Consider the following 16970-nt stretch of genomic DNA (forward strand, 5'->3'; position numbering starts at 1 on the left):
GCGGGTCACGCGCCCCGAGGGTGGCTATTTCCTGTGGCTCGCGCTGCCAGAAGGTGTCGACTCGCTCGCACTGCACCAGGACGCTCTTCGGCTCGGCATAGGCGTAGCGCCGGGCCATTTGTTTTCAGCCGACCGCCGATATACCCGGCATCTGCGCATTAACTATGGGTATCTCGACGACCCGCGCTTGGAAGGGGCTATCAAGAGTCTAGGAGGTCTCGCCCACGCGCAGCTTAAATCTACAACTGGAAGATCGGGGCCCCTCTTCGAAGAACGTTCGTCGAGACCCTAGTTGCGTCAATGCAGGTTGAGGTCCGCCGCCTTCGGCTGGCTCTCAAAGTCACGCGCGCCACCTCTGTGAATCGCCTCGGCTTTCATGGAGGCCAGTTGGTTTAAGTCATGCCGCCGTCTTGGCGGACTGACTGGCGAGTTGCCGGAAATAGTTTGCCTCAGCTTCTGCGGGCGGGATGTAGCCGATGGGTTCGAGCAGTTGATGGTGGTTGAACCAGGACACCCATTCGAGCGTCACGAACTCCACCGACTCCTTGGTCTTCCACGGTGCCCGGCGATGGATCAGCTCGGCCTTGTAGAGGCCGTTGATCGTCTCGGCGAGGGCGTTGTCACAGGAGTCGCCTTTGCTGCCCACTGATGGCTCAATGCCAGCCTCGCCGAGTCGTTCCGTGTACCGGATGCTGTACACCACGTCAGCTGCGGTCGTCACGGCCAACGACGCGGCTACCGACAGCGTCCTTCTCAAGGACATCACGGTAACCGACTGGCCGATCGTGATTGCCGATGACGGCGTGGTCGATTTCACCCCCCCAAATAGAAGCCTTGCGAGCGGCATGCACGGTGCCGTTCGCATCTGCATTGCTCATACGCATCAGCGCCCGCCCAGCTTGCGTCCAACGTGCGTGCGGTGCCCATTCATGTTTCGCTTTGCGTCGTTCTGGACAGAAAAACGCAAAGAGCCCGAGCTGATTGGTGGAACGCATCGATCCCGGCGACCGCGCGCCGCAAGACGCGCGGTGGCGATCAATTTGGGCAGCAAGCTCTAGGCAGGGTGATCCAGTTCTATCCATGCTGGGGCATGATCGCTGGCCCCTTCCAGACCACGCATGGCTTTGTCAACGCCAGCGGATACCAGCCGCGGCAGGAGCGCTTTGCTCACCAGAAGATGATCGATGCGCAAGCCCGCATCACGTGGCCACCTGTTGCGAAGGTAGGTCCAGAACGTGTACGGGGTCACCTGGCCCTGCTTTGGCTTGAGCGCGTCCGTCCATCCCTGCTTCACCAATTTTCGGAATGCCGCGCGCGGCTCCGGCTGCAGAAGCGCGTTGTCTTTCCAGGACGCTGTGGAATAGATGTCGTCGTCCGTGGGGACGACATTGAAGTCCCCTGCAAGCACTACGGGATGGCCGGATCGGATCAATGTCGACGCATGGCGATACAAGCGGTCAAACCAAGCCATCTTGTAGTCGAATTTCGGGCCCGGCAAGGGATTGCCGTTGGGAAGGTACAGGCACGCCACCACGATGCCATCGACGGCTGCTTCGAGGTATCGACTCTGCTTGTCCGCCGGGTCACCGGGTAGCTGGCGGCGTATTTCCAAAGGGGTGGACCCTCGAGAGAGGATTGCTACGCCATTCCATGTTTTCTGGCCGTGAACCAGCGCCTCGTAGCCGAGGGTGGCGAGCTCTTCATACGGAAAATTCGATTCGACGCATTTGAGCTCCTGCAGGCAAACCACGTCTGGCTTGGTCACTTCAAGCCAGGCGCGCAGCTGAGGAAGTCGCGCGACGACGTTGTTGACGTTGTAGGTGGCTACGCGCACGAACCGCTTTGCGCGTCGTCTACGCAGCCTTGCGCTTGGCTGCAGGCGGGGCCTTTTTCGCCGCAGCCTTGCGGGCCGGTCGCTTGTCCTTTCCGTCGTTCTTCGCCGTAGCCGTGCCCTTCGGGGGAGCCTTTGCGCTCTTCCCGCTTTTCAAACTGCGCGCGAGCAGCTCGGTCAAATCAATGATCTGCGCGGAATCGCCGGGGGCCTCTTCCTCTGGTTGGATCACCGTCTCGGTTTCACCGGCCTTCACCTTCTTGTCGACGATCTTCATCACCGCGTGCTTGAACTCGTCCTTGAAGTCGTCGGGGTTCCACTTGCCCGACATGTCGCCGACCAGTTGCTCGGCCATCTTCATCTCGGCGGCTGTGACGTTGGCACCTTTGACACCGGCCGCAGGCAGGTCGAGCCCTTCGAGCGTCTTCACCTCGTCGCCCCAGCGCAGAAGGTTCAGGACAAGCGCCTTGCCCGAAGGCACCAACACGGCCAGGTGCTGCTTTGTCGCGATCACCACCTTGGCCAGGCCGACCTTGCCGGTCTTGATGAGCACCTCGCGCAGCAGCGCATACACCTTCTGGCCCTTGTTGATCGGCGCGACGTAGTAGGGTCGCTCCAAGAACACGAACGGAATCTCGTTGGCGTCGATGAAGCGCTGGATCTCGATGGTCTGCGTGGTGCGCGGATACACCGCCTCGATCTCGTCGGGGGAGATCACCACGTATTTGCCGTCCTCGTATTCCACGCCCTTGACGATGTTGTCCTTGTCTATTTCCTTGCCCGTCTTCTTGTTGATGCGCTTGTAACCCACGGGGTCCATGCTGCGCTTGTCGAGCCAGTCGAAGTCGACGCCCTGCTCGATGCTGGCAGTGTGCAAGCCCACGGGAATGTGGACGAGGCCGAAGGTGATCGCGCCCTTCCACAGGGTTCTGCTGCTGGTGGCCATGGAAATCCTTGTTGAAAAACGATCAGTTGCCCGCCCTTCGGCGGCAGTTATTGAGGCACTGGCTTGGCAGACGGGTTGGCGCCGCCGGCGGTGGACCCGCTTCCGGACTTACCGGGCTCGCCGTCCCGGGTCGCCTTGCCGCCGCCGATGGAAGCTGGCGGCTTGCTTGTCTGGGTGCGTGCCCTGGCAGTGCTCTCGTCCGTGATGATCTTGCCGCTATCGCCAAATCCGCTCGTAGGCGGCCGAGCCGCAGGCGCCTTCTGCGCATCGCTGGAGGGAGGCGCGGCCGTTCCCTTCGGGTTTCCAGTGGACTGGGCCGTCGCCTGGCCCGTTGCTACTGCGCCCAGCGCGCCACAGACGAGCATCGGGGCAACCGTGCGAAGAAATAGGTTTTTCATACCTTCGGTGTCGGGCCATGAAAGTCCAAGCTACGTAGGAAAGTTAGGTCTTTGCGCGTGAGCAAGTTCCGCTTGAGGTCGTAACGCGCAGCTTGCGCTGGACACGGCGTCGCTCATCGCGCCTTGATCTCCCGTGATCCTCAGGCGACCAACCGTTTCGGCAGATTGCCGCGTTCGGAGCCGACTTGCTCGGTTTTGGACGGGCAGCATATTGAGCGCTGCAAGGCGGAAATGCAGGGCAATGGACGCATTCGCCAAAAGGGGGCCCGGGCGTCGGTACGTCGTTGCGCACGCAGCACGCGTCCCAGCGTAGATGACTGCCGTTCGTGGCAAGCCGCGGCGGCTCGGCTGATTGCAAAGCCACCGCGATGCGATCCAGGTCGGGGCTATGTAGGAGCTTGGAGGTCACAGAAATCATCTGTTTGCTGAGTTCATACCCGCCCGTAAAACTCATGATGCCTCCAAACGACTCAACAACATTTGCAGAAAAAGGACGTTGAATGATGGACAGCCCACACCGCCCCTTTCGCCGCGGACCCGGCGGCGAATTTTGGTTGCTCGTCGCAATTTTGACGTTGCTCGCGACGCTCGCGCTTTTGCACCTCGCCGTCCAAAGAGAGCGTGATTCGGGCGTGCCAGTTGTCGATGTCCGGACATTGACAGAACTATTTTTAGTTCCGAGCACGACGTTGTCGGCCGGCACTGCTCGCTCGCCAGGCTAGGAGACGGCTTTGGAAGAACAGACACCGGACGTTCGTCCGGCTCCTTCTCAGACGGCGGCGTTCATTTTGAAGACGAAGCCTTTGCAAATCGAGGCGCGAGTGCAGGTGACGCCGGAAGGATTGTTGGCAATTGCTGCGTTGACTGCCAGCATTCTTCTTGCGACAGCCGCCGTGGTGCGCGCTGCAACGAGCCGACGCTAACCTTGCGGTGGGAATTGCAAGAGGCGAATGCACGGACTGGGCGCGCTTTCTGCGCAAAGCTCACGGCCCGACGCCGACTGTCGAGGACCTGGACCTGTGATGAGCGAACCTGGCCCTCACAGCCGCGGGACCGACCTACCGCCAGGAGCCGGGCATGGGTCCCGCAAAAAAAGTGCGCCACCCGCCGCAGCGCCGTGAGGCTGAAAAGTCATAGATCTCTTGTCGATGCTGAACGGCATCGAGCATCGTGACGAACCAGAGGCGCCTGGCCAGCGCAGCATCATCAATCAGGACCTCTCCAACGCTTGGATCGGGCGAGGGCGCCATCGTGCGTCATGTCATTGGTGGCTGCATTAACCCAGATTAAGTTCCGAACTGAATTTGCGCCCTGCCGCGGAGGGGGATTGCGTCCTACATAAAAAGGCACGCCACGGTCCCTACCCTGCGTGACGCTCACCTTTCAAGGAGTTTTGATGAAGCAGAGTGGTAGTCAAAAGCAGATGTCACCGGTCAATCTTGACCAAGCTCGGGCCGTTGGTCAGGACAGCCCTGCCGAGGGGAGCCGAATGGGACGCGAGGCAAACAAGTCGCATGGTTACCCGGGTGAGGCCGAGCAGGCAGACGCGGAAGATTCGCAGGCCGAGGTCTCCTCCAGCGAAGGGCACGCTGATTCGACAGTGTTCCCTTCGAGCGCCGATACGCGTGATGACGCGATCCGGCGGGCCGCGTACGAGGCATATCTGCGCCGCAATGGGGGGCCAGGCGACGAAACAAGCGATTGGCTTGAGGCCGAAGCGAAGATGGATCCAAAGAGCGGCACATAGCATCGAGATTCCCGGCCCACCACGCCAAACAAGCAATACAGCGGAGCTATTCCCATGATCGGCATCGTCATCCCGGCACACAACGAAGAGCAGGTCATCAGCAGCTGTCTCGCCGCAGTTCAATGTGCTGGGCAACATCCCGCCTTGAAGGGCGAACTGGTGGAAACGATCGTCGTTCTGGACGATTGCACCGACGCAACTTGTGTACTTGCTGCCGCCACCGGTGCAATGACTGTCAGCGTTCGCGCGCGAAACGTGGGCATGGCCCGCGCCGTCGGTGCACAAGCCATGCTGGCACGCGGCGCTCGCTGGCTCGCCTTCACCGATGCGGACACCGTGGTGTCGGAAGCGTGGCTGGCGAACCAGCTCGCGTTGCAGGTGGATGTGGTCTGTGGCACGGTTTGCGTGCAGGACTGGTCACCGCACGGCTCCAACGCCGACCTGCTGCAGGCGCACTTCGGTGAAACATACTTTGATCGCGACGGTCATCGTCATGTGCACGGGGCCAACCTCGGTGTGTCCGCGGAGGCATACCGTGAGGTCGGCGGCTTCAAGCATCTCACTTGCGGAGAAGACGAGGCATTGGTCGCCGCGCTGGTCGCTGCCGGTCGACAGATCGCGTGGAGCTCACTGCCCCGAGTGGTAACGAGCGCGCGTGTTGAAGCACGAGCACCGGGCGGGTTCGCGGGCGCGCTGTTGAACGCCGTAGCACAGCGCATTGCCGAGGCGGCGGTTCCAAGTCAGGCCTCGGCTGTGCCCGCTTGACATGCCGGCACTGAGCGCGCCGCTCCATTACACAGACACAGCGACATCGCGGAAAAGCCACAGCGAACTGCAGACGCAGCCCCACGAAAGACGGCGCGCGCACTCTTCGTCCGAACAGGGATGAGTCTTTTGGCCAAGCGTCAAAAAACCATGCGAGCCATGGAAAACTGGCGGCGCCCCACCAGAAGGCCTATCCTGCTGCCATGCCTCTTCTTGGTCTCGACCTCGATCTGCCAGTCGGCTGGCACTGCGATGTCGTGCTGACGCAGAACGCCGACGGCGCGGTGTCGGGGAAGGCCGAATTGCGGCAAGGCAGAGAGACTCTTTGTGTCTTCGTCATTGCACTGCAAGGCAGCCGAGAGGCAGCCCGAGCCCGCTTGCAGTTTCGCGCCGACCAGTTCATCCAGGAGTGGGAGGCTCGTGCAGCGAGCGAACACGGCACCTGACGCCGGGAAATTGGAGGACTGCCATGCTTTCTCCTGCAGGTCGGAGCGGACTGCGCGCTCAGAAACTGGCCATACGACTGGGCTGCGATGTGCGAGAAACCTTGCCAAGAGTTGGGTGGTCACAGTCCGCCCTCGTGGGAGCCACAGGGGAACTCGCCACGCAACTGATATCCGCCGGTGGCCGCTGGAGTTCTTCGGACGACGCCATCTTGTTTCCGACTTGGTCGAGCCTTGAAGAAGTGCTCGAAGAGATCGTCGAAACTCGGCGAATGAATGCAGCCCGATGAGGGCCAGTCGAAGCCGCCTGTGCCCGCTGAAGGCCGACATGAATCAGCACGCAGTCGTAGAACGCACAAGTCCGGGGCGGGTGGTTCGCGCCGATCTGCACAGGCGCGAATATCACGGTTGCCTCAGATGAAAGGCACGCCGCCCGTCACCGGAATGGTCGCGCCGGAGATGTAGCTCGCCTGGTCGGACGCCAGCAGCACGTACACCGCCTGCAGCTCGGCGGGCTGGCCCGGGCGCTTCATGGGCGTCTGCGTGCCGAACTCCTTCACCTTGTCCGGCGGCATGGTCGAAGGAATCAGCGGTGTCCAGAAGGGGCCCGGCGCCACGCAGTTCACGCGGATGCCCTTGTCGGCCAGCAGCTGCGCCATGCCGCCCGACATGTTCTGGATAGCACCCTTCGTCGCCGCGTAAGCGACGAGCGTGGCGTTCGGCTTGTCGGCGTTGACCGAGGCGGTGCTGATGATCGCGCTGCCCGGCTTCATGTGCGCCACGGCCGCCTTACAGAGAAAGAAGTTGGCATAGACGTTGGTGCGGAAGGTGCGGTCGAACTCTTCGGCGCTGATCTCCCCCAAGTCCTTGTGGCTCATCTGAAACGCCGCGTTGTTCACGAGGATGTCGAGCTTGCCGAAGCGCTGCACGGCGGTGTCGACCAGCTTCCTGCAATGCGCCTCCTCGCAGATGTCGCCCGGCACCGCGACGCACACCCTGCCTTCGCGCTCGATCAGTTCCTTGCAGGCCTGTGCATCGGATTCTTCCTGCGCCAGGTACGAGATCAGCACGTCTGCGCCTTCCCGCGCGAAGGCAAGCGCCACGGCGCGGCCAATGCCGCTGTCTCCGCCTGTGATCAGTGCCGCTTTCCCCTTGAGTTTGCCGCTCCCGACATAAGAGGTCTCGCCGAAGTCCGGCTTGGGCTCCATCTTCGACTCCAACCCGGGCGGCGACTGCTCCGGTGTGTCGAAGGGCGGACGGGGGCCTGCGTGCTGTGGGTCTGTCATGGTGCGCTCCGTTTCGGTTGCGGGTTCGAATGGGTTCGGCTCCCAAGCTACCCTTCGGCCCGCGTGCTTCCATCGGACAAGTGCTCGACCTCGCGCCTCCTTGCCGCGAATCGGGGGCGCGCGACTTCGGCCACTCCCCAACCTCGGGCTCGCACGGGGCCCCGTCCTTCAGACTCAGCCCCCGCGTGCCTGCATCCCGTCTCGCCGGCAGTAGCGCACGCTTTGCGCATCTCGCGAAGGCACACCCATGACAAACGACAACATACCCAGCTCCGACGGCCACTCCCTGGAGTACCGCGGCTTCCGATTCGAACTTCGCGTGGAGGCGCAGCGAGGCGGCTATCGCCCGGTCATCGTTCTTGTGCGTACGCCCGCGGATGAGGAAGAGACGCAACTTCCGAACGACACGGAAGAGATCGTCTACAGCACCGCGGCGGAGGCAATTCGACATGGAGAGCAACAAGCGATGCGCTGGGTTCACGACCGCACCGGCGACCGGCGAGGCCAGTTCTAAGCACTTTTGCAGATCGCCTGTGTGCGCGGATGGCCGCGCAGCATCCGGCGGCCCTCGCCACCGTCGCGAACACGCATGTTGCGGCTTCCAGCTCGATGCGCCCCAACCCCAAGCCTCAAACGCTGGGCCCCCATCGCGCCAGCGGGTGGAGAGCTACTTCGCCTTCTCAGCGGCGTCCGCGGTGTCTGCATTGGTCGAGCTGCGGCTGCCCTTGAGGTACAACTCCACATCGGCCGCTTTGTCGCCGACCTTGGTTATGGCCTCAGCCAGCTGTTCGTCGGTCACGCCGAATTCGCGGGTCCATCGCTCGACCTGCGATGCGTCGTGCCTGTCGATGCGGGGTGTCGTGGATTCGTTCGGATTTGTCATGAGGTCTCCTGTTTGGTGCTGAAAGAAGTTCCGCTCAGAGCGGCAGCGTCCGCTCGGCGTCGGCGGCGAGAGGCGCCAGGGGTCGCGGCCCCGAAGGCGTCAGCACGACTTTTCGGCACTCCTCCTCCGCCTTTTCGAAGATCTCGTAGCCGCGCGCCGCGTCTTCCAGCGCCATGTGGTGGGTGATGATTACTTCGGGCTTCAGGTCGCCCGCCTGGATGTGTTCGAGCAGCTTGGGCATGTGCTGCTGCGCATGCGTCTGGCCCATCTTGAAAGTAAGGCCCTTCTCGAAGGCATCCCCGAACAGGAAGCCGTGGATGAAGCCCGCGTACACGCCGGGCACGCTGACCACGCCGCCACGGCGCGTGGCCGCGATGGCCTGGCGCAGCGCCTTGCCGCTGGAGCCTTCCAGCTTGAGGTCGGTCATCACGGTCTCCAGCGTGCTGCCCTTGGCCTCGAAGCCGACCGCGTCGATGGAGGCATCGACGCCGCGGAAATCGGTTCGCTCGATGATGGCGCCTGCGGGGTCGTCGATGTCCTTGAAGTTGATCGGTTCAACGCCGTACGTGGCGCGTGCGAACTCGAGCCGATAGGCGTGTTCGTCGACCATGAAGATGCGCTCGGCCCCCAGCAGCCGTGCCGAAGCCGCTGCCATCAGGCCCACCGGCCCGGCGCCGAAGATGGCCACCGTCGAGCCCGGCCCCACTTCTCCGTTCACGGCCGCTTGGTAGCCGGTGGGCAGGATGTCCGAGAGAAACAGCACCTGCTCGTCGGCCAGTCCCGGCGGGATCACCAGCGGACCCACGTTCGCCTTGGGCACGCGCACGTATTCTGCCTGCCCGCCGGGATACCCGCCGTACAGGTGCGAGTAGCCGAAGAGCCCGGCGCCGGAACGCACATTCTTCTTGTTGAGGATGGCCCCGCGCCCAGGGTTGGTGGTCTCGCACGCGGCAAACAGCGTCTTGTTGCAGAAGAAACACTGGCCGCAGGCAATGGTGAACGGGACGACCACACGATCGCCCTTTTTCAGGCGCGTCACGCCCTTGCCGGTTTCTTCCACGATGCCCATGAACTCGTGGCCCAGGATGTCGCCGGACTCCATGTCGGGAATCTTGCCGCGGAAGATGTGCAGGTCGGAGCCGCAGATGGCCGTAGCGGTCACGCGCAGCAGAACGTCGTCGTCCTGCTCCAGCACCGGATCAGGTACCGTTTCGACGCTGACGTTCTTGGATGACTGGTAGGTCAGGGCTTTCATGGCGGGGTGTTCCTTTGATGGGGTGGAAAGCGTGAAGAGATTCATTGATGGGCTGCCCCAACGGTGAAAATTAGGTCTAGCAACCCGGCCTCGTTGTAGGAGCACAAGCAGTCGGCGTGCGCGCCGCTCCGCCATTGCCGATAGCTGCTCGCGCTTGGCCGTCCTGAAAGTTCAAAGCGCGACCGGGGTGCATTCAGCTCGCTCGTCGCGCTGGGTATCGATCCGGTGGGAGCAACGGCTGGCCTTCATCGGCATTCTTGCTTGTCATTTGCCTCTCGCATGAATGACAAAGCCGCCCTTCAAGGCGGCTTCGAGAGGGCTGCGCCGTCGCCGGCACTAAGCCATAACTGCCATCTCGGCCATCAGCTCTTCCTTGCGGGCCGCGAGCGTCTCGCGCATCCCGACGAGGTCGAGCTTGCGCGCCGCCCTCGCCTTGGGGAAGAGTTCGTTCCGCTCCTCCTTGACGTGATGATCGATGTACTCCCCCAGAACCTTGACCTTGGCGTCGAACATGTCGTCGACCTCGGCAGCATCCTGCAACTGGCCAATGAGGTCCTTCGCGCTGGCGTGCTCGACGTCGGCCTCATCCAGCAGGTCGGTGTCCTTGATGGCTTCGCGCACTGCGGGATAGAAGATTTCTTCCTCGATCTGGGTATGGACGGTCAGCTCCATGCAGATCTGCATCGCCAAATCGCGCCTCTTGGCGCGTGCGGAGGCCGACTTCGAGGAGGTCAGCTCTTCATAGGCGGCGAACATTTTCTTGACGTTCTTGTGATCCGTATCCAGCAAGGAACATGCATCTGGTGCTGCGCGTTTGGTGGTCATCGTGGAATCTCCTGTGTTGTGGAGTACCGTAGATTGCAGTTCGGCCGGAGCGCCGCGGTAGGACCGCTTCTCTATGACGCGTCGGGCGCTTTCAAGATCGCGGGTTGCGCGAACTGTCTCTCTCTGAGCCGCGCTTGCGACGACCGCCTACATCGGCAGCCTGCGAAGCCTCGCAAGGTGGCTTTTTTGGAGTGACCCGCCATGACGGACGACAGCAACAAAACCGCGCTCGACCGCAAGCTTGTTTCGCTTGAACAAGACTACGAAGTGCGTGATGGGTCCAAAAGCCTGGGATGCACTCCCGGCGAGCTTCGCGCGGCGGTAAAGGCGGTAGGCAATTCCGCCGAGAAAGTCCGCGAGCACTTGGCAAAAAAATAGCACGGCGGCGACACTGTGACTCAAGGGGACGCGCTGTCGCTCTATCGAGCGAAGCGCAATTTCACGATCACGAGCGAGCCCGCCGAAGGTGGCAAGGCCAACCCCGGTGCGCTCTCGTTCGTGATTCAAAAGCACGCCGCCTCTCGCCTTCACTACGATTTCCGTCTTGAGCTGGATGGCGTGATGCTGTCTTGGGCGGTTCCCAAAGGCCCCAGCTTCGACCCGAAGCAGAAGCGGATGGCCATCCATGTGGAGGACCACCCGATCTCCTACTCTTCCTTCGAGGGGACCATCCCGCCGAAGCAATATGGCGCCGGCACCGTCATCGTCTGGGACAACGGCACCTGGGAACCCGTAGGCGACCCGCGTGCGGGACTCGCTGCGGGCAAGCTGGTCTTCCGCCTGCATGGCCAGAAACTCGAAGGCCTCTGGGAGCTGGTCAACATTGCCAAAGGCGGTGAAAAACAAGAGCCATGGATCTTGTTTAAGAAGAAGGATGAATTTGCGCGACCGCACGCTGAATATGACGTCGTGACGACGTTGCCGGACAGCGTGATCGCCAAGCCGCTGAAGAAAAAGACCCGGCAGCTCGCGCTGTCGAAGACGCAGGCGGTGCCATCGAACCCGCCGGCTGGTGCGCGCAAGGCGCCTCTACCCCAGACCATCAAGCCGCAGCTCGCCACTCTGGCAGCTGGGATCCCGTCTGCCGGCGAATGGCTCTACGAAATCAAGTTCGACGGGTACCGGCTGATGGCCAGGATCGAAAAGGGTAAAGCCGCTCTCATCACACGCGGCGGACATGACTGGGCGGCGAAGATGCCCGGGTTGGTGGCGGAGCTCAAAACGCTAAGCTTGAACTCCACGTTTCTTGACGGTGAGATCGTCGTGCTCGGCGCGAACGGCGCACCCGATTTCAGTGCCCTGCAGAACGCCTTCGACCGCAAACAAGGCGCTGATCAGATCGTCTACTTCGTGTTCGATGCGCCCTTCTTCGAAGGCGCCGACTTGAGGGACGTACCGTTGAAGGATCGCCGCGCGCTGCTGCGCGATTTTTTCGAGCAACGCGCCACGGAGCACGTGCGGTTCAGCGCCGACTTCCCGGCAGATCCCGCTTCTATTCTTCGGTCTGCCTGCCAAATGCAGATGGAGGGCGTGATCGCAAAGCGGGCTGATGCGCCATACGTCTCTCGCCGCAGCGAGATGTGGCTGAAGCTGAAGTGCAAGCTTCGGCAGGAGTTTGTTGTCTGTGGCTACACCGATCGGACCGACAACAGTGCTCAGATTGGAAGCCTGCTTCTCGGCATCCACGACGACAACGGCGATCTGGTGCCCGCCGGCAGCGTAGGGACTGGCTGGAGCGGAGTCGAGGCCGAGGAAATCATGCGAAAGCTCCTGCCGCTGGCCGTAGCGGCATCCCCGTTCGGCAAGGGCGCGTCGAAGCCGGGGCGATGGTCGAAGAGGAAGGCAGGAAGCGAGCACTGGGTGAAGCCAGTGCTGCTTGCGGAGGTTTCTTTTGCCGAGTGGACGCCTGATGGTCAGGTCAGACATGCATCCTTCATCGGGCTACGGGACGACAAGCCGGCCGAGGCCATCGTGAGAGAACAGCCGAAGGTTGAGGGCGCACCGGCCGCGGCCAGCGCCGGCAGCAAGCTTGCCGTGGCCGGGACAGGCACCGGCACGGGCGTGAAAGTCAGCCATGGTGAGCGCGTGATCGACGCGAGCACAGGCGTGACCAAGCTCGACCTGGTGCGGTACTACGAATCTGTTGCCGAGTTCATCCTTCCACACCTGAAAGGTCGTCCTTGCTCGCTTGTGCGCGGACCTTCCGGCGTGACGGGCGAGCTCTTCTTCCAGAAGCATGGCGAGAAGATCGGAATCCCGGGCATCACCGAACTGCCCGAAAGCCTCTGGCCGGGACACACGTCGCTCCTCGAGGTGGGCAATGCGAAGGCGCTGGTCGGCGCCGCGCAGATGAACGTGATCGAATTTCACACGTGGAATTCGACGGCCAAGGCCATCGACAAGCCTGATCGGATGATTTTCGACCTCGATCCTGGCGAGGGGACGACCTGGGAGCACATCCAGGAAGCGGCGACGCTCATGCGAACGATGCTCGACGCCCTCGGGCTCGAGTCTTGGCTGAAAACGAGCGGCGGCAAGGGTCTGCACGTCGTGGTGCCGCTGGCACCGCGCTATGACTACGACACGGTCAAAGGCTTCTCCCAGGCCATCGTCCAACACATGGCCAAGACGATTCCCATGCGCTTCGTCGCCAAGAGCGGGCCAAGCAACCGCGTGGGAAAACTTTTTATCGACTACCTGCGCAACGGTCATGGCGCCACCACTGCGGCGGCATTCTCAGCGCGCGCGCGCCCGGGTCTGGGTGTTTCGATTCCGGTGAGCTGGGACGACCTCCCGAAGCTCAAGAGCGGCGCGCAGTGGAACGTGCGCACCGCGCGCGAGCACCTGTCATTCCAGATTTCCGACCCGTGGGCCGGTTACTGGAAGGCGCGCCAGCCGCTGGCAGAGGCGATGAAGTTGCTGGGGTACAAGCGTTGACAGGCATCGGGATTGCCAAGAGGAAGCTATGCCCATGCATAGCCTCGGCATTCGCCAGCGTCCGCGCCGGAAGGCGGACCTCCCCGGCGTGCTGGCATGCTGAAAGTTCTGCTGGCGTGCCTTGGCCCATTTGCATTGCGCGAACCGCGTCCGCCGGGTCAGTTCCTCGACGGCCCGGCGCCGTGCGCCGCGACGATTCGGTCTGCGGCCGCTGCGCCCATGCTTCGATGCGCTAGAAACCCAAGCGCACCGCACGCAGCTGCTCGCTATGACGTGCGTCCCAGCGCAGGGTTCGCAGTCTCTGCAGGCTCGTCTTCGGTCTGCGCCTGGGAATGCGCTCAAGCTCCAATCTCAGACACGGTGCGTCGAAGTGCGCCTACGCGTTAGCGCAGAGGTTAGATTGAACCTTCGGCCATGAGCACCTCTTGCCTGGCATCACCTCTCACGGTTTTCCAACGAGCGGCGCCGTCGCACCGACCGTTGAGCCGGGAAGTGCCATGGTCAGCTTGGTGATCTTTGACGGCCCAGTCGACCGCCAAGCCAATGAGCACCCTGAAACCATCAATTGAACGACCAACCCCAGTGCACAGGAGAATGAAATGAGCGACATACCCGTCAGCGGTTCCGGCGACGGAACCCGCCCCGCCACCAGCGGCGGCGTGGACAACATGGGAGCGGGTGAAAGCTTCACCGGCAAGAAGACCGCAGCAGGCGAAGACGTGTCCGGCCCCGGTCCTGCCGAGCGTATGCAGGACAAGCGCAAAAACGTGGAAGCCACGAAGCAGGACGACTCCGCGGCGTTCGGCCTGACCGAGGACCTGACGCCGGCGTCCAATCGCGAGCCCGGTGCCGGCCAGGGTGCCGCTTCAGACGCCGCGCCCGACAAAAACTCACGCGAGGCCGCAATCCGTCGCGCGGCCTACGAGGCCTATCAGCGGCGTGAGCGTGAGGGCGGCAGCGCCGGCAGCGAAGAACAGGATTGGCTGCAAGCCGAGCAGGAAGTCAACCAGAAGGCAAACGCCACCACCCCGGACCAAGGAACTTGAACATGGCGACGAGCAGCATCCTGGGCGGTGAGCGCCCTCCCCTCGAACCCAAGGGAACCGACGAAGAAAGCCTGGGCCCCAGCGACTCGAGCGACAGCGGCAGCGATGCCCTGGGCACGGGCGACCGCGCGGCCACCGAGGGCGGCGAGGCCGGCTTCGAGGAAGCCACCAATGCGGACATCCTGCCCGACAGGGTGGGAGTCTTGCCCGATGACGCCTTCGAAGCGTCGACCTCCATCGACGACCTCGATGCTGCAAGCGCCGACGAACTTGCCGCCGAAGGCGAACAGAACGAAGGAGACGACAGCAATACCGAGGACGCCTGATGCCACGCAACACGGAAGGGGCATCGACGAGATCCAGGCCGCCCGCGCGCGGCGTCGAAGAGGTATTGCGCAGCGTCTTTGGCCACGTGCACCTGCGCCGCGGCCAGGCGGAGGTGATCGAGCGCGTCATGGCGGGCTTGCCGACCCTCGCGGTGATGCCAACGGGCGCAGGCAAGTCGCTGTGCTACCAACTGCCGGCGCTGCTGCTCGAGGGCAAGACGGTGGTGGTATCACCGCTCATCGCGCTCATGAAGGACCAGTGCGACCGGCTGCGGCAGTTGGGCATCCACGCGGTGCAGGTCAACAGCGCGCTCAACGCCGACGAACTCGCGCAGGCCGAGCGCGACATCGCAGACGGCAGCGCGCGCATCGTGCTCACGACGCCCGAGCGGCTGGCGGAGCCCGATTTCCTCGAGCGCATGGGTGCGCACCCGACCGCGCTGGTCGTCGTGGACGAGGCGCATTGCATTTCGCAGTGGGGGCATGACTTTCGCCCTGCCTTCCTCGAGATCGGGCCGGCCATCAAGGCGCTGCGCAGCCCGGGCGTCCTTGCGCTGACGGCCACAGCCGGGGAAGAGGTGGTCGCCGACGTGATGAAGCAACTGGGCATTCCCCGCACGGGCCTGGTGGATACCGGCGCCTACCGCGACAACCTGCAATTCGCGGTCGAGCAACTTGCCGACGAGGGCGAGCGTCTGCGCCGCACCGTCGAGCTCGTCGCCCAGGAGCCGGGCAGCGGCATCGTGTATGCCTCGACCGTGAAGGCCGCTCAGCGCACCTTTGATGCGCTGAAGGCACGCGATGTGTCGGTGGCGCTCTATCACGGCAAACTCGGTTCGCGCGAGCGCACCGCCGCACAAGAGGCCTTCATGGCAGGCGACGTGCGGGTCATGGTGGCGACCAATGCGTTCGGCATGGGCATCGACAAGCCCGACATACGCTTCGTGCTGCATGGCCAGATGCCTTCGAGCTTACACGCCTACTACCAGGAAGCGGGACGCGCCGGGCGCGACGGCCAGCGTGCGCGCTGCACCCTGCTCTTTCACGCCAAGGACCGGACGGTGCAGCAGTTTTTTCTCGCCGGCAAATATCCGCAGCTCGAAGACCTCGACGCGATCTACCGGCAGTTGTTGGCGTCATCGCCCGATCCCTTGGGCTGGAACGCCGATGGCCTGCTCGACGCGCTGGAGCGGCCGCGCACGCGGGTGCAGGCCGGCATCGCGCTGCTCAAGCAGGCACAGGTGCTCAAGGCCGACCGGCGCGGACGCCTGTGGGTGCGCAAGACCGAGACCACCGAAGCCGAGTTGCAGGCCTTGCTCGAAACCTACACGCAGCGGCGAGAGCAGGACCGCGAGACGCTCGAACGCATGGTCGCGTATGCGCAGTCCGGTCGGTGCAGGTGGCAGCTGCTGCTGGGCGATCTCGACGAGTCAGCGCGCCTTGAGCGCTGCGCCACGTGCGACAACTGCCGCCGTATTGCGGCCCACGAGGCGGCCCTGGCGCAACCCATCATCGTGAGCACCGGGAACGCAGCGCCGTCTTCGGAAGTGTTGTCGGCCTTCTGTATCGGCGACGCCGTGAAGGTCCAACGCTTCGGCCGGGGCACGGTGATTGCATGGGACGGCAGCTCGGTCACGATCGGGTTTGACGATGGAAGCGAGCGCTGCTTTCATCCGGACTATGTGACCGGTCTACGCCGGCCTAGCGCGCGCGCCGCAGCCATAGCGAAGTCCTTGCCGGCATGCGCTCGTGCGGCCTGACGCCTGCTCGGTAACAGCAGGCGGACAGCGCAGCCTGTCGCCGCCCCTGCAACAGGAGATCAAGGGCACACTGCGGCAAGCTTCACTTCTCATCGTGAAGTCCCGGAAGATTCATTGCAATCCAACCGCGTTGGGAGCCCTGCATGACTGAACCCTCGCAAAATGAGCTGCGACGCATATCCGTCCATGTGGAGGAACCCGAGCCCGGCGCCTTCAAATGGGTGTTGAGCGAGGCCGGCTCAGACGGCGCTGACGACTGGCACGCCCTGAAACGAGCGCGCAAAGCCGAGCGCACTTTCCATGCGGCGATGGCAGAGGGGCTGGCCGCCCTCGAATCGCTCACGAATAACCTGGACATCGGGCCTCGAGCACCGTTACTCGCCGATTCCGGATCTGAAGACCCGCGCTCCGGCAAGCGCGCCAAGCGGACTACGAGGCACCGGCAGAAAGCGGACTCCGAACAGGCCAAGCTCACCGCCTTCGGATTCGGCGTCCTCAGGTAGCGACGTTCCAGCGGCGGCC

17 protein-coding genes and 1 pseudogene are annotated in these 16970 nt (G+C 63.1%); 11 read left to right on the top strand and 7 right to left on the bottom strand.

Annotation, left to right across the window (positions count from 1 at the left end):
• Window positions 1-397: 397 nt before the first annotated feature.
• From AC0IYU_RS08620 to ku, 3 genes and pseudogenes are all read right to left on the bottom strand, one after another.
• Window positions 398-694: pseudogene (locus AC0IYU_RS08620) on the bottom strand (integrase core domain-containing protein); the annotation flags it as partial.
• A gap of 360 nt (window positions 695-1054) precedes the next feature.
• Entirely contained in the window at window positions 1055-1834 is a 780-nt protein-coding gene (locus AC0IYU_RS08625; protein ID WP_472115241.1) for an exodeoxyribonuclease III, read from the bottom strand.
• A gap of 19 nt (window positions 1835-1853) precedes the next feature.
• On the bottom strand, window positions 1854-2777 hold the full coding sequence (gene ku, locus AC0IYU_RS08630) for a non-homologous end joining protein Ku (RefSeq protein WP_472115243.1): 924 nt from the start codon (window positions 2775-2777) through the stop codon (window positions 1854-1856).
• 1129 nt (window positions 2778-3906) lie between these two features.
• Here ku and AC0IYU_RS08635 point away from each other — a divergent pair.
• The 4 genes from AC0IYU_RS08635 to AC0IYU_RS08650 all read left to right on the top strand — a co-directional run bounded on the left by AC0IYU_RS08635 (window position 3907) and on the right by AC0IYU_RS08650 (window position 6133).
• On the top strand, window positions 3907-4098 hold the full coding sequence (locus tag AC0IYU_RS08635; RefSeq protein ID WP_472115245.1) for a hypothetical protein: 192 nt from the start codon (window positions 3907-3909) through the stop codon (window positions 4096-4098).
• Window positions 4099-4544: 446 nt separating this feature from the next.
• Entirely contained in the window at window positions 4545-4922 is a 378-nt protein-coding gene (locus AC0IYU_RS08640) for a DUF2934 domain-containing protein (protein ID WP_472115248.1), read from the top strand.
• 54 nt (window positions 4923-4976) lie between these two features.
• Window positions 4977-5687 (top strand): glycosyltransferase family 2 protein, encoded by a 711-nt coding sequence (locus AC0IYU_RS08645; protein WP_472115251.1) that lies wholly within the window; start codon window positions 4977-4979, stop codon window positions 5685-5687.
• A 203-nt stretch (window positions 5688-5890) separates the two neighbouring features.
• Entirely contained in the window at window positions 5891-6133 is a 243-nt protein-coding gene (locus AC0IYU_RS08650) for a hypothetical protein (RefSeq protein WP_472115253.1), read from the top strand.
• Between the two features lie 410 nt (window positions 6134-6543).
• Here AC0IYU_RS08650 and AC0IYU_RS08655 read toward each other — a convergent pair whose 3' ends face one another.
• The gene (locus tag AC0IYU_RS08655) at window positions 6544-7416 is read right to left on the bottom strand and encodes a glucose 1-dehydrogenase (RefSeq protein ID WP_472115255.1); all 873 of its coding nucleotides are present in this window, start codon (window positions 7414-7416) and stop codon (window positions 6544-6546) included.
• Window positions 7417-7663: 247 nt separating this feature from the next.
• On the opposite strand from AC0IYU_RS08655, the gene AC0IYU_RS08660 reads away from it, so the two are divergent.
• Window positions 7664-7930 carry a hypothetical protein gene (locus AC0IYU_RS08660; protein WP_472115258.1) on the top strand — a complete coding sequence of 89 codons (267 nt, stop codon included), beginning with the start codon at window positions 7664-7666 and terminating at the stop codon, window positions 7928-7930.
• Window positions 7931-8083: 153 nt separating this feature from the next.
• Here AC0IYU_RS08660 and AC0IYU_RS08665 read toward each other — a convergent pair whose 3' ends face one another.
• The 3 genes from AC0IYU_RS08665 to AC0IYU_RS08675 all read right to left on the bottom strand — a co-directional run bounded on the left by AC0IYU_RS08665 (window position 8084) and on the right by AC0IYU_RS08675 (window position 10379).
• Window positions 8084-8299 carry a DUF3606 domain-containing protein gene (locus AC0IYU_RS08665; protein ID WP_472115260.1) on the bottom strand — a complete coding sequence of 72 codons (216 nt, stop codon included), beginning with the start codon at window positions 8297-8299 and terminating at the stop codon, window positions 8084-8086.
• A 34-nt stretch (window positions 8300-8333) separates the two neighbouring features.
• Complete coding sequence (locus tag AC0IYU_RS08670; protein ID WP_472115263.1) at window positions 8334-9554, bottom strand: zinc-dependent alcohol dehydrogenase; 1221 nt, start codon at window positions 9552-9554, stop codon at window positions 8334-8336.
• Between the two features lie 336 nt (window positions 9555-9890).
• Complete coding sequence (locus AC0IYU_RS08675) at window positions 9891-10379, bottom strand: hemerythrin domain-containing protein (protein WP_472115266.1); 489 nt, start codon at window positions 10377-10379, stop codon at window positions 9891-9893.
• Window positions 10380-10580: 201 nt separating this feature from the next.
• Here AC0IYU_RS08675 and AC0IYU_RS08680 point away from each other — a divergent pair, with 201 nt between their 5' ends.
• From AC0IYU_RS08680 to AC0IYU_RS08705, 6 genes are all read left to right on the top strand, one after another.
• Window positions 10581-10757: a DUF3606 domain-containing protein gene (locus tag AC0IYU_RS08680; RefSeq protein ID WP_472115269.1), complete on the top strand. Its 177-nt coding sequence runs from the start codon at window positions 10581-10583 to the stop codon at window positions 10755-10757.
• Window positions 10758-10772: 15 nt separating this feature from the next.
• Window positions 10773-13316, top strand: a complete 2544-nt coding sequence (gene ligD, locus AC0IYU_RS08685) for a DNA ligase D (protein WP_472115272.1) — start codon at window positions 10773-10775, stop codon at window positions 13314-13316.
• A gap of 599 nt (window positions 13317-13915) precedes the next feature.
• Complete coding sequence (locus AC0IYU_RS08690) at window positions 13916-14362, top strand: DUF2934 domain-containing protein (protein WP_472115274.1); 447 nt, start codon at window positions 13916-13918, stop codon at window positions 14360-14362.
• A gap of 2 nt (window positions 14363-14364) precedes the next feature.
• Window positions 14365-14688 carry a hypothetical protein gene (locus tag AC0IYU_RS08695; protein ID WP_472115277.1) on the top strand — a complete coding sequence of 108 codons (324 nt, stop codon included), beginning with the start codon at window positions 14365-14367 and terminating at the stop codon, window positions 14686-14688.
• Complete coding sequence (locus AC0IYU_RS08700) at window positions 14688-16448, top strand: RecQ family ATP-dependent DNA helicase (protein WP_472115279.1); 1761 nt, start codon at window positions 14688-14690, stop codon at window positions 16446-16448. Before AC0IYU_RS08695 ends, AC0IYU_RS08700 begins: the two co-directional genes overlap by 1 nt.
• A gap of 143 nt (window positions 16449-16591) precedes the next feature.
• Complete coding sequence (locus AC0IYU_RS08705) at window positions 16592-16951, top strand: hypothetical protein (RefSeq protein WP_472115282.1); 360 nt, start codon at window positions 16592-16594, stop codon at window positions 16949-16951.
• Window positions 16952-16970 lie beyond the last annotated feature (19 nt).

It is taken from the genome of Variovorax sp. AC103, from assembly GCF_979254005.1.

What these genes read in the sequence shown, in the direction of transcription:
- AC0IYU_RS08670 (WP_472115263.1), bottom strand. Translation starts at nt 9,554, where the DNA reads ATGAAAGCCCTGACCTACCAGTCATCCAAGAACGTCAGCGTCGAAACG.
- AC0IYU_RS08645 (WP_472115251.1), top strand. Translation starts at nt 4,977, where the DNA reads ATGATCGGCATCGTCATCCCGGCACACAACGAAGAGCAGGTCATCAGC.
- AC0IYU_RS08655 (WP_472115255.1), bottom strand. Translation starts at nt 7,416, where the DNA reads ATGACAGACCCACAGCACGCAGGCCCCCGTCCGCCCTTCGACACACCG.
- AC0IYU_RS08675 (WP_472115266.1), bottom strand. Translation starts at nt 10,379, where the DNA reads ATGACCACCAAACGCGCAGCACCAGATGCATGTTCCTTGCTGGATACG.
- AC0IYU_RS08650 (WP_472115253.1), top strand. Translation starts at nt 5,891, where the DNA reads ATGCCTCTTCTTGGTCTCGACCTCGATCTGCCAGTCGGCTGGCACTGC.
- AC0IYU_RS08680 (WP_472115269.1), top strand. Translation starts at nt 10,581, where the DNA reads ATGACGGACGACAGCAACAAAACCGCGCTCGACCGCAAGCTTGTTTCG.
- ku (WP_472115243.1), bottom strand. Translation starts at nt 2,777, where the DNA reads ATGGCCACCAGCAGCAGAACCCTGTGGAAGGGCGCGATCACCTTCGGC.
- AC0IYU_RS08665 (WP_472115260.1), bottom strand. Translation starts at nt 8,299, where the DNA reads ATGACAAATCCGAACGAATCCACGACACCCCGCATCGACAGGCACGAC.
- AC0IYU_RS08695 (WP_472115277.1), top strand. Translation starts at nt 14,365, where the DNA reads ATGGCGACGAGCAGCATCCTGGGCGGTGAGCGCCCTCCCCTCGAACCC.
- AC0IYU_RS08660 (WP_472115258.1), top strand. Translation starts at nt 7,664, where the DNA reads ATGACAAACGACAACATACCCAGCTCCGACGGCCACTCCCTGGAGTAC.
- AC0IYU_RS08705 (WP_472115282.1), top strand. Translation starts at nt 16,592, where the DNA reads ATGACTGAACCCTCGCAAAATGAGCTGCGACGCATATCCGTCCATGTG.
- AC0IYU_RS08700 (WP_472115279.1), top strand. Translation starts at nt 14,688, where the DNA reads ATGCCACGCAACACGGAAGGGGCATCGACGAGATCCAGGCCGCCCGCG.
- AC0IYU_RS08690 (WP_472115274.1), top strand. Translation starts at nt 13,916, where the DNA reads ATGAGCGACATACCCGTCAGCGGTTCCGGCGACGGAACCCGCCCCGCC.